This window comes from Streptomyces sp. NPDC025638 (genome assembly GCF_055558775.1).
On record NZ_JBVHLX010000006.1, the window covers coordinates 68,888 to 82,317 of the forward strand.

The 13,430-nt window shown below is 72.4% G+C and carries 11 protein-coding genes, 1 tRNA gene and 1 other RNA gene; 6 read left to right on the forward strand and 7 right to left on the reverse strand.

Annotated features, from left to right (window positions below):
• Nucleotides 1-198: 198 nt before the first annotated feature.
• From purD to ffs, 3 genes are all read right to left on the reverse strand, one after another.
• Nucleotides 199-1,452: a phosphoribosylamine--glycine ligase gene (purD, locus tag ACZ4EG_RS17315; protein ID WP_467791158.1), complete on the reverse strand. Its 1,254-nt coding sequence runs from the start codon at nt 1,450-1,452 to the stop codon at nt 199-201.
• 154 nt (nt 1,453-1,606) lie between these two features.
• Complete coding sequence (locus ACZ4EG_RS17320) at nt 1,607-3,844, reverse strand: DNA polymerase III subunit gamma and tau (RefSeq protein ID WP_467791159.1); 2,238 nt, start codon at nt 3,842-3,844, stop codon at nt 1,607-1,609.
• A gap of 48 nt (nt 3,845-3,892) precedes the next feature.
• Nucleotides 3,893-3,987, reverse strand: an RNA gene (gene ffs / locus ACZ4EG_RS17325) — signal recognition particle sRNA small type.
• Between the two features lie 73 nt (nt 3,988-4,060).
• Between ffs and ACZ4EG_RS17330 the strand changes: the two genes are divergently transcribed.
• Nucleotides 4,061-4,145: transfer RNA gene (locus tag ACZ4EG_RS17330), tRNA-Ser, on the forward strand.
• A 484-nt stretch (nt 4,146-4,629) separates the two neighbouring features.
• Here the strand turns inward: ACZ4EG_RS17330 and ACZ4EG_RS17335 are convergent.
• The 3 genes from ACZ4EG_RS17335 to ACZ4EG_RS17345 all read right to left on the reverse strand — a co-directional run bounded on the left by ACZ4EG_RS17335 (nt 4,630) and on the right by ACZ4EG_RS17345 (nt 9,295).
• A complete protein-coding gene (locus ACZ4EG_RS17335; protein WP_467791370.1) occupies nt 4,630-6,393 on the reverse strand; it encodes a copper resistance CopC/CopD family protein in 1,764 nt (587 codons plus the stop codon).
• Between the two features lie 180 nt (nt 6,394-6,573).
• Nucleotides 6,574-7,194 (reverse strand): GNAT family N-acetyltransferase, encoded by a 621-nt coding sequence (locus tag ACZ4EG_RS17340; protein ID WP_467791160.1) that lies wholly within the window; start codon nt 7,192-7,194, stop codon nt 6,574-6,576.
• Nucleotides 7,187-9,295 (reverse strand): penicillin acylase family protein, encoded by a 2,109-nt coding sequence (locus ACZ4EG_RS17345; protein ID WP_467791161.1) that lies wholly within the window; start codon nt 9,293-9,295, stop codon nt 7,187-7,189. The genes ACZ4EG_RS17340 and ACZ4EG_RS17345 overlap by 8 nt, the downstream gene beginning before the upstream one ends.
• A gap of 96 nt (nt 9,296-9,391) precedes the next feature.
• Between ACZ4EG_RS17345 and ACZ4EG_RS17350 the strand changes: the two genes are divergently transcribed.
• From ACZ4EG_RS17350 to ACZ4EG_RS17365, 4 genes are all read left to right on the forward strand, one after another.
• Nucleotides 9,392-10,003 carry an HhH-GPD-type base excision DNA repair protein gene (locus ACZ4EG_RS17350; RefSeq protein WP_453556641.1) on the forward strand — a complete coding sequence of 204 codons (612 nt, stop codon included), beginning with the start codon at nt 9,392-9,394 and terminating at the stop codon, nt 10,001-10,003.
• A 76-nt stretch (nt 10,004-10,079) separates the two neighbouring features.
• On the forward strand, nt 10,080-10,760 hold the full coding sequence (locus tag ACZ4EG_RS17355; protein ID WP_467791162.1) for an HdeD family acid-resistance protein: 681 nt from the start codon (nt 10,080-10,082) through the stop codon (nt 10,758-10,760).
• A 79-nt stretch (nt 10,761-10,839) separates the two neighbouring features.
• Nucleotides 10,840-11,148, forward strand: a complete 309-nt coding sequence (locus ACZ4EG_RS17360) for a hypothetical protein (protein WP_467791163.1) — start codon at nt 10,840-10,842, stop codon at nt 11,146-11,148.
• Nucleotides 11,149-11,199: 51 nt separating this feature from the next.
• Nucleotides 11,200-11,322, forward strand: coding sequence for a hypothetical protein (locus tag ACZ4EG_RS17365; protein WP_263210422.1), 123 nt, complete (start codon nt 11,200-11,202; stop codon nt 11,320-11,322).
• A 19-nt stretch (nt 11,323-11,341) separates the two neighbouring features.
• On the opposite strand, the gene ACZ4EG_RS17370 is transcribed toward ACZ4EG_RS17365, so the two are convergent.
• Complete coding sequence (locus ACZ4EG_RS17370; RefSeq protein ID WP_467791164.1) at nt 11,342-13,012, reverse strand: helicase HerA-like domain-containing protein; 1,671 nt, start codon at nt 13,010-13,012, stop codon at nt 11,342-11,344.
• Between the two features lie 105 nt (nt 13,013-13,117).
• On the opposite strand from ACZ4EG_RS17370, the gene ACZ4EG_RS17375 reads away from it, so the two are divergent.
• Nucleotides 13,118-13,414, forward strand: a complete 297-nt coding sequence (locus ACZ4EG_RS17375) for a type II toxin-antitoxin system VapB family antitoxin (protein ID WP_003999914.1) — start codon at nt 13,118-13,120, stop codon at nt 13,412-13,414.
• Nucleotides 13,415-13,430: the final 16 nt, after the last annotated feature.

The window sequence follows — 13,430 nt, forward strand, 5'->3', positions numbered from 1 at the left end:
CGCTTGCGCCGCACCCTAGTTGGGGCCTCGGCCCCCGTCAGCCGGATGGGGCATTGCTCACTCGATGGAATGGCTTTGGGCAGAGGTGTACGACAGACAGCAATGATCAGGCCCCGGATTTCTCCGGGGCCCGAGGCATGGCACGAGGACGGTGGTCGTCCAGCGTTTGTACGGCAGTGTTCGGCGTTTGTACGGGGGTTACGCGCCCGCCGCCGCCTTCGCGGCGATGTCCGTACGGTGCTGCGAACCGTCGAGGCTGATGCGCTCCACGGCCGCGTACGCCCGCTCGCGGGCCTTGGTGAGGTCCTTGCCGGTCGCCGTGACGGACAGGACGCGGCCACCGGCGCTGACGACCGCGTCGCCCTCGCGCCGGGTGCCCGCGTGCAGCACGTACGCGTGCGGGGCGTCCTCGGCGGCCACCCGGTCGAGGCCGGTGATCGGGTCGCCGGTGCGCGGGGTGCCGGGGTAGTTGTGCGAGGCGACGACGACGGTGACCGCCGCGTCCTCGCTCCAGCGCAGCGGGGCCAGGTCGTCGAGGGCGCCGTTCGCGGCGGCGAGCAGAACACCGGCCAGTGGGGTCTTCAGACGGGCCAGGACCACCTGGGTCTCCGGGTCGCCGAAGCGGGCGTTGAACTCGATGACCCGCACACCGCGCGAGGTGATCGCGAGACCGGCGTAGAGCAGCCCGGAGAACGGGGTGCCGCGCCGGCGCATCTCGTCGACCGTGGGCTGCAGAACCGTCTGCAGGACCTCTTCCACCAGCTTGGGCTCGGCCCAGGGAAGCGGGGAGTACGCGCCCATGCCGCCGGTGTTCGGGCCCTCGTCGTTGTCGAGGGCCCGCTTGAAGTCCTGCGCCGGCTGGAGCGGGACGACGGTCTCGCCGTCGGTGATCGCGAAGAGGGAGACCTCGGGGCCGTCGAGGAACTCCTCGATGACGACGCGCTCGCATTCCGCCGCGTGCGCCTTGGCGGCCTCGATGTCATGGGTGACGACCACGCCCTTGCCCGCGGCCAGCCCGTCGTCCTTGACGACGTAGGGGGCGCCGAAGGCGTCGAGGGCCGCGGCCACCTCCTCCGCGGTCGTGCAGACGTAGGACCGGGCGGTGGGTACGCCGGCGGCCGCCATCACGTCCTTGGCGAAGGCCTTGGACCCCTCGAGCTGCGCGGCCTCCTTGGAGGGGCCGAACACCGGGATGCCCGCCTCACGCACGGCGTCGGCGACCCCGGCGACCAGGGGGGCCTCCGGGCCGACGACCACGAGGTCGGCCTCGACCTCTGTGGCCAGCGTGGACACGGCCTTGCCGTCCAGGGCGTCCACCTGGTGCAGCTCGGCGACCTCGGCGATGCCGGCGTTGCCGGGGGCGCAGTGCAGCGCGGTGACGTCGGGGTCGAGGGACAGGGAGCGGCACAGGGCGTGTTCGCGGGCGCCGCTGCCGATGACGAGGACCTTCACGGGGTCAGCCTATCCGGCGCGGGCCGGGGTGTTTGTACGGGCTTCCGAAGGCCGGGAGCGGAGACCGCTGTACGTTCCTCCAAACGACGGGCTCCGCGCAGCCGGGCGCACCCCGCTCCTCCTATTCGTTCTATCCGCTCTACCCGTTTTCGTTCTATTCGTTCGAGAACTCCTCGACCACCGTCGCTCCCAGCTCCCGCATGATGAGGTCATGGCCGGAGAGGGCCGACTCGTCGAGGTCCGGGTCGTCGTCCTCCGGGATGTCGTCCTCGGGGGCCACCGGGGGCGGCTCTGGGGCGGCCGTCGGCCGGGGTGCCGGGGCCGGGGTGGGAGCAGCCTGGGCCGCGGGCTGAGCCTGGGGGGCCGGGGACGACTGGGGCGGGGCGGGGCGTTGCGCGGGGCCGCCCTGGTTGCCGTAGCCACCGGCGCCGCCTCCGCCTCCACCTCCGCCGTACCCCGGGGAGCCGCCGGACGGCGGGGGCGCCGAACCGCCCGACGGGTCGACGATCGCCTCGACCTTCCACTGCACGTTGAACTGCTCGGCCAGCGCCTGTCGCAGCACGTCCTCGCTGCCGCTGCTCGCGAAGTTGTCGCGGGCGCCGGCGTTGACGAAGCCGAGCTGGAGGGTGGTGCCGTCGAACCCGGCCACCTGGGCGTTCTGGCTGAGCAGGATCCAGGTGAAGCGACGACGGTTCTTGACCGCCTCCAGGATGTTCGGCCAGAGCATGCGGGGGTCGAGGCCGCCGGGGACGGGGGCCACGGGGGTGACGGGTGCCACGGGAGCGGCGGGCGCCGCCGGGGGCGCGGAGGCCGCGGGGCCGGGGGCGGCCGCAGTCTGGGACGACGGCCGGCCGCTGCCCGTCGGGGCAGCCGTGGGCCAGCCGCCGGGACGTCGGCCGGCGCCGGTGGGTGCGGCGGTGGGCCAGGCACCGGCAGCCGGGGCCTGGGCGGCGGGGACAGGGGCGGGAGCAGATGGTTGCGGAGCGGATGGCTGCGAGGCGGATGGCTGTGAGGCGGCTGCCGCCGGGGGAGCCTGCGCCGGAGCCGGGTGCGGGACGCCCAGTTCACCACCAGAGTCCGAATCGCCGCCGGTGGCTCGCACGGCCGCCTTGGCCGCCGCCATGCCACCCCCCGGCGGAACGGGCATCGCACCGGCGGCCGGTCCCGCACCCATGTGCGCCTCGGGACCGGGAACGTACCCCGCCGCGGGCGCGCCACCGCCGCCGGAGAAGTTGACGCCCCGCTCGATGCGGTCGAGGCGGGCCATCACCGAGCGCTCGTCGCCGTAGGCGGCGGGCAGCAGCACGCGCGCGCAGATGAGTTCGAGCTGGAGGCGGGGCGAGGTGGCGCCGCGCATCTCGGTGAGGCCCTCGTTGACGAGGTCGGCGGCGCGGCTGAGCTCGGCGGCGCCGAAGATGCCGGCCTGGGCCTGCATGCGCTCGATGACATCGGCCGGGGCGTTCATGAGCCCCTTCTCCACGGCGTCCGGAACGGCGGCGAGGATCACCAGGTCCCGGAGGCGCTCCAGCAGGTCGGCGACGAACCGTCGGGGATCGTTGCCGCCCTCGATGACACGGTCCACGACCTCGAACGCCGCGGCCCCGTCCCCGGTGGCGAACGCCTCGACGACGGAGTCCAGCAGCGACCCGTCGGTGTAGCCGAGGAGGGAGATCGCCATGGCATACGTCACACCGTCCGCGCCCGCACCGGCGAGCAGCTGGTCCATGACGGACATGGAGTCACGCACGGACCCCGCGCCCGCACGCACCACCAACGGGAGCACACCGTCCTCGACGGGGATGTTCTCCTTCTGGCACACCTCGCCGAGGTAGTCCCGCAGGGTGCCCGGCGGGACGAGCCGGAACGGATAGTGATGGGTGCGCGAGCGGATGGTCCCGATGACCTTCTCGGGCTCGGTGGTCGCGAAGATGAACTTGAGATGCTCGGGCGGCTCCTCGACGACCTTGAGCAGCGCGTTGAAGCCGGCCGACGTGACCATGTGGGCCTCGTCGATGATGTAGATCTTGTACCGGCTGCTCGCGGGGCCGAAGAAGGCCTTTTCGCGCAGCTCACGGGCATCGTCCACGCCACCGTGCGAAGCGGCGTCGATCTCGATCACGTCGATCGATCCCGGCCCGTTCCTGGCCAGGTCCTGGCAGGACTGGCACTCACCGCACGGCGTCGGCGTGGGCCCCTGCTCGCAGTTCAGGCACCTGGCGAGGATCCGCGCGCTGGTCGTCTTGCCACACCCGCGCGGCCCGCTGAACAGGTACGCGTGATTGACCCGGTTGTTCCGCAGCGCCTGCTGCAACGGGGCGGTGACATGCTCCTGCCCGATGACCTCGGCGAAGGACTCCGGGCGATAGCGGCGGTACAGCGCGAGAGACGACACGCATACGAGGTTATAGGCGCCCACTGACAACCAGCCCCGCCCGCAAACGCAGACGCCCCCCACGCACCCGCCAGAGCCGACCTACCCTTGCTGCCTTCCGGCCCTGGGGGAGTTCAGTCAGATAGCGCCGCGTGAGGGGCTGCGCAAAGAGTACCCGATCCCGGCCAGCAGGAACGAGTTCGCGAGCACTCCCCTCGGTCATGTAATGTTTCCGGCGGAGGATTCGCCTAGAGGCCTAGGGCGCACGCTTGGAAAGCGTGTTGGGGGCAACCCCTCACGAGTTCGAATCTCGTATCCTCCGCAGCCGCCCTAACAGGCGAAACGAGAACCCCGGACCGCTTCGGCGGCCGGGGTTCTTGGTGTGCCTTGGTCTCCATTGCGGTCTCAATCACATCCGGCATCCGCGTCCGCCAGTGCATGCGCCGGCAGGAGTGAACGGCACGGGATGACCGAGTGACGCGGCATGACCTCGCGACCATGTGTGGGAAGGGCTCATGTTCGTGGGCGCCGACGGCGTGCTCAGCGGGGCCGCAAGCGCGGGTTCGGCGAAACCGAGCACCACGACGGCCAACGACGCCGCGGCACCGCCGACGCGCCATCTGCCCTGCCTGGGCGGCCCCATGTCGGCCCGGGGCGGTTCTCAGCACTCATGCTCGATTACCTCAGAGAAGCGCGCGAATGGACGGGGAAGTCCCGCCTTCGAGCACCCTCTGGCACCTTTTCGCCGCCCTGGGCGGCCTGGCGGCGGACGCGCCGAACGATCAAACGATCGGTCTGGCGGAGCGCTAACGCACGATCCGTACCGGCTTCGACACCGTCACCTGGTCCAGGTCCGACGCCCGCACGGTGACCTTCATCGTCCAGGTGCCGGGGATCGGCAGATTGAGGGAGTCGGTGGCCCAGTAGCCACCCCTGTCGGCGACCTTGGCGTCGAGCGGGCCGATCTTCTGGGTGGCCAGGGTGAAGGAGAGACGGAGTTCGGGGACGGTGGCCAGGCCGCCGTCGGGACCGAAGACCACGGCCTCCACGGAGTTCCGGCCCACCCGGCCGGGGTCCAGGGTGATCTGCACCTTGCCGCCGTGGTTGCCGACCCGGAACGGCACCATCGTGACGGAGGCGGTCGGAATGCCGGTCGCCGCCGTGCCCGGGTCCGCCGCCTCGGCCACCGCCCGGCCCGGCAGGGTGCCCGTCAGGAAGGTCGTGATGACCAGCACCGCGACGCCGACCGTCACCTCCGCGAGCACGGAGCGGCGCAGGCCCCGGTGGGTGGGGTCCGAATCGTCGGGGTCCGGATCCTCGGAGGACGTTGCGTCGGCCCGTTCCGGCTGTGCCGGCGGTGTCCCGGGCGGGCCTCCGACCAGCTCCGGTACGCGTTTCCGTACGGCCCCCGTCACCCGCGCGGCCACCAGCCGCGCCGTCCACCGTCGCGACCAACCCGCCGCCGCCAGCAGCAGCGTCACCGCGCCCAGCTTGGCGATCAGGAGGCGGCCGTACGACGTGTCCGTGAGCGCGTTCCAGGAGCCCAGGCCTCGCCAGGACTGGTAGACGCCGGTGACGACCAGGACGGTCACGGAGGTGAAGGCCAGGCGGGAGAAGCGGGTGACCACGGCGGGCGGAACCGGTTCGGCGGCGCGGTGCAGCGTCGTGAGCAGGGCCGTGAGGCCGCCCAGCCAGACCGCCATCGCCAGCAGGTGCAGAACGGACGACGTCATCGCCACCGGCACCTGGATGCCCGCCGAGGCGTGTTCGGCGGCCGCCCAGGTCAGGGCCAGGCCGACGGAGAGGGCGCCCGCCGCGGTGAGGGCCGGGCGGGACCAGCGCCGCACGCGCAGCAGCAGGGCGGCCGCGACGAGCAGCAGCGCCAGGCGGGCCAGCAGGGCCAGTCCCGGGCGGCCGGTCACCGTACGGGCGAGGGCGGTGAGGTCGAAGGCCGTCGCCGGGCCCGTGCCCTCCTCGTACGGAGCGCGGAGCACCAGTAGGAGCACGGTGGCCCCGAACAAGGTCCACCAGCCCGTCACGACCGGCCTGCGCAGCGGGCCGGGGTCCGGCGGACGGCACAGGGCCAGGAACACGAGCGTGCCGATGAGCAGGGCGACCGCGCCGTACGCGACGTAGCGCACGATGTTGTAGAGGCCGACGGTCGTGGGGTCCTCGGTGGCGCCGTCGGTCACGGCCGCCGTCGTCGGGGAGGGCTTGCCCACGGAGAAGGTGAAGGCGCCGGAGACCGGGTGACTGTCCGCCGAGACGACTCGCCAGGCCACGGTGAACGTGCCGGTGCCGAGCTTGCCGGGCAGGCTGACCCGGGCGGTGTCGGAGCTGCCGGGAGCGTGCCGTGCCCCGCCCGTGCGGACCCGGTGGTTGGCGGGGTCGTACACCCGGAAGGAGTCGTCGAGCAGGGCGACGGACTCGGTGAAGGTCAGGGTGACGTACTCGGGTGCGGACTTGAGGACGCTTCCGTCCGCAGGGTCGGCGGACCGGAGGCCGGCGTGTGCCGAGGCGGTACCGGCTCCGCCGAGGAGGAGCAGGACCAGCATGGTGCCCAGCAGCACCAGCCCTTGAAGTCGCCGGTTTCCGCTGAAGACACCGCTACGCCAGAAGGCACCGCTACGCCCTTCGCCCACGTCCACCGCTCCGTCTTCGGACTCATGCTCTCGGATACGTACGGACGAACCACCCGCCGCGCTCACCAGGCGGGCCGCACCGACACCCCGCAGCCCACCACCAGGTCGTCAGGAGTCACCGGGGAAGGCTACCTCCCGGGTGAGGAAGGCCAGTTGGGCGTGCTTTTCCGGCAGATACACGTCCGGAATGTCGATTTCCGGCAGGATGACCGCCGGGCCTTTCTCGAAGCCCTGCCGCACGAAACGAGCGATGGCCTTCTCGTTGCGCACGTCCGGGTCGACCACGATCCGGCGCCGGTCCAGGCCGAGCAGGCAGTACGCGGCGAAGGCGGTCACCAGCGCCGAGGTCCAGCCGGGCCGCGGGCCGTTCTGCCCGGCGGGTGCGACGAGCAGATGCAGGCCGATGTCGCCGGGCCGGACCTCGTAGCACTCGCCGACCCGGTCGGCCTCCGGGTCGTAGGTCTGCAGCAGCGCGGCCGGTGTGCCGTCCACGACCGCCAGGAAGGCGTGGTGCGTGGCGAGCGTGTCCATGTGGCCGTAGATCTCCCGGATCTGCGCACGGCTCAGGCCGTTCATGCCCCAGAAGACGGCCCGCTCCTCGCTGACCCAGGCGTGCAGGACGTCGGCGTCGGCCTGCGGGTCGAGGGGCAGGATGCGGACGGTCCCGAAGCCGTCGACCGGCCGCTCGTGCACGGCCTCGCGGGCGGGGGCGGCGTACGGGTCAGACATCGGTGTCCCTTTCGAGGCGGTCCCAGTCGGTGACGACCGGGGCGAGTTCTCCCCCGAGCCACAGGGGGAGTTGGTCACGGTGGTGCGGTGAGCCGGGGACCCCGCAGGCGCCGAAGGGCACCACCCAGCGGCTGTCCTCGCGGCGGGCCAGGTCCCAGACGTAGCGGGCGGCCGGGCCGCGGGCGGCGAGGTCGGTGAGTCCGGGCACGGCGGAGGTGCACAGCACACAGTCGTGGTCGCCGGACAGACCGGGTTCGCGGGACGGGGAGTCCGGGGCGTACGGCTCCTCGGGCAACGCCCGCCAGGGGGCGAGGCGGTGGGTGTCGGCCCAGGTGCCCGTCGGCCGGCCGGCGGCGACCTCTTCGAGGGCGGCGCGGACCGTGGCGGGGCGGTCGATGCCGTACAGCTCCTCGGCGCTCAGCAGGTGTTCGAGAGCGAAGCCGACGCGGGGGACGAGGGCCAGCCAGGGGAGCAGGACCTCCGGGTACGCGGGTACCTCGGTCAGCGGGGCGAACGCCGGGTGGGCGGCGAGCCGGCGTACGACCGCGCCGCGCACCGCCGCGAACACCGCCGCGTCGGCGCTGTCCCCGTCCATCCGGCGGTTCCAGGCCAGGAGGCGGTCCCGGAGCCGTGCGGCCTCGGGGGTGACGTCCTCAAGGGCGGCCAGGTGGTCCAGCAGGGGCACGGCGGAGCCGAGATGGGTGTCCATGTGGATCGCGGGCATGTCGACGGCGGACCAGGTGCGGCGCTCGTCGAGGAGGGCGCGGATGCGGTCGGCGCGGTGGGGCGAGGCGAACTCGGTGCCCAGGGGGGTGGCCGGGCCGCGCTGGTTCGCCATCACCGCGATGCCGTCGGTCAGCCCGGCGCGGGGCGTCTCGTGCCAGCCGGTCCACTCGTGGCCGGGCACCCAGGCGGGCACCAGCCGCGTCCGGTTGGGCACCGCCCGCACCGGCACCCGCCCGGCGACACGGTGCAGCAGACCGCCCTCGGTGTCGGCGGCCTGCACGACGTTGACCGGCTCCGCCCAGCCGTCGAGGGCCCGGTCGACGTCGGCGACGACACGGGCACGCAGGAGGGGGAGGAGGGCACTGAAGCCGAGGTCCTCGGTGACCCGGGGCGGATAGCGGAGGGCGAGGGCGGTGGGGACGGCATCGCTGTACGGGTCGGCGCCGTCCAGGCCCTCCGGTCCCCCGGCGATCACCGGGCCCCGCTCCGTCTCGATCACCTCGATCTCCACCGGTGTCTCCCCGGCGACCTCCACGGTCTCCGTGTGCCGGACCGCGCGCCCCCAAGTGCCGTCGGGGCCGAGGGCCTCGACCCCGGCGCCGGTGCGGCGCAGGCGCTCCCGGTAGAGGTCCTGGTAGTCGGCCATGGCGTTGGTGATGGCCCAGGCGACCGTGCCGGTGTGGCCGAAGTGGGCGATGCCGGGGACGCCGGGGACGGCGAGGCCGACGACGTCGAACTCGGGGCAGGCGAGGCGGATCTGCTGATAGACACCGGGGTCCTCGATGAAGCGGTGCGGGTCGCCCGCGATGACGGCCTGCCCGGTGACCGTGCGCTCGCCGCTCACCACCCAGCCGTTGCTGCCGGAGCTGCCGGGACCGTCGGCGGCGAACAGGGCGACCGCGTCCGGTCCGAGGTGCCGTGCGACCTGCTCCCGCCACAGCTTGGCCGGGAAGCCCGCGAACAGGATGTGGGTGCCGAGCCAGACGCCGAGCGGGGTCCAGGGGTGCCAGCGGCCGGGGGCGAGGCCGGTACCGGCGAACTCGGGGCTGCGGCGGGCGCCCTCGGCCAGGCCGTCGTTGACGCCGTCGACGTACGCCCGTACCCAGTCCGCCGCCTCCGGGTCCCGTCGCTCCAGGACCGCGAAGCAGCGCCGGGCGGTGTCGTCCAGGCGGGCGCGGCGGGCGAACACGTCCCAGGCCAGGGCCGAGGTGCCGAGGAAGGACGCCGAGGTGCCCTGGGACCGGTGCCGCTCGACCTCCAGCTGCCAGGCGCGGTCGAGGGCGGTGACCCGGCCCTGGGCGCGGGCGAGTTCGCGGGCACTGCCGGCGCGCACGTGCGGGATGCCCCGGGCGTCGCGGTAGATCTCGGTCGTCACCCCTGTGACACCCCTTTACTTTAGGTTAGCCTTGCCTAACTTACCCGGCGGCGGCACTGGCGCGCGACCCGGGCCCGCACGGGGGATCATCGACCCATGGACGTCACCCTGCACCTCGCCCAGGACCCCGAGGCCGACCGGCTCCTCGGCCGTAGTCCGCTCGCCGCGCTGACCGGCATGCTGCTGGACCAGCAGGTCCCGATGGAGTGGGCGTTCAAGGGCCCGGCGACCATCGCGGGGCGGCTCGGCGCCGACGACCTGGACGCGCACGAGATCGCGGCGCAGGACCCGGAGGCGTTCGCCGCGCTGCTCTCGCAGAAGCCTGCCGTGCACCGCTACCCGGGGTCGATGGCCCAGCGCATCCAGCAGCTGTGCCAGTACCTCGTCGAGCGCTACGACGGGGACACCGAGGCCGTCTGGCGGGGCGTCGACAGCGGTCAGGAACTGCTGAAACGGCTTCAGGACCTGCCGGGCTTCGGCAAGCAGAAGGCACAGATCTTCCTGGCGCTGCTCGGCAAGCAACTGGGAGTCCGGCCCGAGGGGTGGCGGGAGGCCGCGGGGGCGTACGGCGAGCCGGAATCCTTCCGGTCCGTCGCCGACATCACGGGACCCGAGTCGCTGGCCAAGGTGCGGGCGCACAAGCAGGAGATGAAGGCGGCGGCCAAGGCGGACAAGACGGCGAAGACGGCCAAGTCCGCGGGCAAGTGACCTCGCGGGCGCGGCGCGTCAGCCGGGTGGACTGTCCAAAGTGGCGCGGACTCCGGGCCCGTTCACAGCATGGAGCATGACCGAGCCACCAAGCAGCGCTTCCCCCGAGGGCCGGGAGTACGACGACCGCAAGGTCCACTCCACCCAGCACGCCCAGCACACCCCGCGCGGCCACCGCGAGCCCGAGCCGCCCTTCGAAGGGCCGCTGCACGCCCTGTCCCAGGCCGCCTGGCAGATCGTCCTGCTCACCGGCGTCGCGTCCCTCGTCCTGGGCGTCCTGGTACTGATCTGGCCGGGGCCCTCCCTGCTCGCGGCCGGCATCCTCTTCGGCGTCTACCTCCTCGTCAGCGGCGTGTTCCAGCTGGTCTCCGCCTTCGGGACGCACAAGACGACCTCGCTGCGGGTCCTGGCGTTCATCAGCGGCGCGCTGTCGATCCTGCTGGGCCTGTTCTGCTTCCGCGGCCCCATGCAGTCGATCCTGCTGCTCGCCCTGTGGATCGGCATCAGCTGGCTGATCCGCGGCATCACACAGACGCTTGCCGCGGCCTCCGACAGCGGCGTCCCGGCCCGGGGCTGGCAGATCTTCCTCGGGATCGTGACCTTCGTCGCCGGAATCGTGTTGATCGTCTCGCCGTTCCAGTCCATCGCCGTGCTCACCCTGATCGGCGGCATCTGGCTGATCGCGGTCGGCATCGTCGAGATCATCACGTCGATCCGGATCCGCAGTCACGCCGAGCAGGTTCCGCTCGCACTGTGACCCGGCTCCGTACGCCGTGCGGGCGGAACTCGGCGCCGCCGCGATGAACGCCCTACGTCCTGCGGGGAGATGACCTTCCATGAGCACCGCGCGAAGCCTCCCGCTCGGCCGTGTCTGGCCGCGGGCGCTCGTGCTGCTGCTCGTCCTGCTGGTGCCGGGCGCCCGCGCCGAGATGCACACGGCGCCGGTCGTGGCCGTCGACTTCGCGGACCACGACGTGCTGGACACTGCCCTGCGGCCACCGTCCCGCACCGCTCCCCGTCCCGTCGAACCGGCGCGTACCGCGCCCGACGCGGCGCCCGGCGTCCCGGAGGGCGGCTCTTCGCCGGCCGCGCCGTGGCCGCCCGCCGCCCTGCCCGCCCTGTGCTCGGTGGTCCTGCGCTGCTGACAGACCCCTTCCCCCAGCAAGGTCAGTCAGTACGACGCAAGGAGCACAGCCATGCCCTCAGATCCGTATGCGGTCCTGCGTGCCCTGCTGCGCGCGGAGGCCGTGCGCAGCACGCCCAAACCGGAGGCGAAGAAGACGCAGGCGCAGCAGCCCCGGAAGGACGGGGACCGCTGACCGGCCGGCGGAGGCGGGCCTACCGCCTCCGCCGGGCCGTACCGAAGAGCGAACGGGTGACCTCACGGCCGAGCTGGGTGCCGATCGACCGCGCCAGGGACTGGAACATCCCGCTCCCGATGACCTGTTCGACGACCGACGGCTTCTCCTCGCCACCGGCTCCGGCCCCGGCCCCGGCTCCGGTCCCGGTCCCGGCACTCTTCCCGGTCCTCGCTCCGGCCGTCATCTCGTCGGGGCCCTTGGCGCCACGCCCGGCCTGCGTCAGCTCGTCCGGCCCCTTGGCCCCGCCCCCGCCCTCCGTCAGCTTCTCGTACGCCGACTCGCGGTCCACAGCCTGTGCATAACGCTCGTGGAGCGGGGACTGCCGTACCGCCGCGTCCAGGACGGCCGCGTCGACGGGGCCCATCAGGGACTCCGGTGCGCGCAGCCGGGTCGCGGCGACCGGGGTGGGGGCGCCCTTCTCGCTCAGGACCGTCACGACCGCCTCGCCGGTGCCGAGCCCGGTGAGCAGTTCCTCCAGGTCGTACGCCGAGTTGGGGAAAGTCTTCACCGTGGCCCGCAGGGCCTTCTGGTCGTCGGGGGTGAAGGCGCGCAGGGCGTGCTGGACGCGGTTGCCGAGCTGGGCGAGGACGTCCGACGGCACGTCCTTCGGGGTCTGTGTGACGAAGAAGACGCCGACCCCTTTCGAGCGAATGAGGCGCACGGTCTGGGCGATCGAGTCGAGGAACTCCTTGGAGGCGCCGTCGAACAGCAGATGCGCCTCGTCGAAGAAGAAGACCAGCTTCGGCCTGTCGGCGTCACCGACCTCCGGAAGGTCGTGGAAGAGGTCGGCCAGCAGCCACATCAGGAACGTCGAGAACAGCTGCGGCCTGTCCTGTACGGCGGGGAGTTCGAGGACGGAGACGATGCCCCGCCCGTCCGGTGCCGTACGCAGGAACTCGCCCGTGTCGAACTCCGGCTCCCCGAAGAAGTCCGCCATGCCCTGCGCCTCGAAGGCGGTCAGGGAGCGCAGGATCACCCCGGCCGTGGCGCTGGACAGACCGCCGATGTTCTTCAGCTCGGCCCGGCCCTCGTCGGAGGTGAGGAAGGCGACGACGGCCCTGAGGTCCTTGAGGTCGATCAGCTCCAGGCCCTTGGTGTCCGCGTAGTGGAAGATCAGCCCGAGGGACTGCTCCTGGGTCTGGTTGAGCCGGAGCACCTTGGACAGCAGCAGCGGGCCGAAGCTGGTGATCGTGGCCCGCAGCGGGGTGCCCCGGCCGATGCCGCCCAGGGCGAAGAACTCGGCGGGGAAACCGGCCGGAGCCCACTCCTGGTGGACGTCCGCCGCACGGCCCCGCACCCGCTCGTTCGGCTGCCCGGGTGCCGAGATCCCGGACAGGTCGCCCTTCATGTCCGCGAGGAAGACCGGCACGCCCTGCGCCGAGAGCTGCTCGGCGATCAGCTGAAGCGTCTTGGTCTTGCCGGTGCCGGTGGCGCCCGCGACCAGGCCGTGGCGGTTCAGCATGGCGAGGGGGATGCGGATCTGTGCGTCGGGCAGGCACACGCCGTCCCAGACCAGGGCGCCCAGATCCAGCGCAGGACCGGTGAAGGCATAGCCGGACGCGATCTTCAGGGCCTCCTGCGGGAGGGCGGGAGCGCTGCCCGGTGCCTGGGGAACGGTGGCGGGAGGCACGGTCTCGCTGTCACTCATCTCGGACCCCTGTTCCCGGTTTGCCCTGCTTCGTTGCGTCTTTTCCAGCGTCGCACTCGCTCGCCATGGCTGCGCCCGGAAGGTCTTGACCGGTAGGCTTTCCGTGTGATCTTCAAGCGCATCGGAAACGGCCGGCCGTACCCCGACCACGGCCGGGAGAGCACCCGGCAGTGGGCGGACGTCGCACCGCGCCCGGTCCGCCTCGATCAGCTCGTGACGACCAAGGGGCAGCTCGACCTGGAAACCCTCCTCGCCGAGGACTCGACGTTCTACGGCGACCTCTTCGCGCATGTCGTGAAGTGGCAGGGCGACCTGTATCTGGAGGACGGCCTCCACCGCGCGGTCCGCGCGGCCCTGCAGCAGCGCCAGGTGCTGCACGCGCGCGTGCTCGAACTGGACTGACACCCCTCGGGCAGGT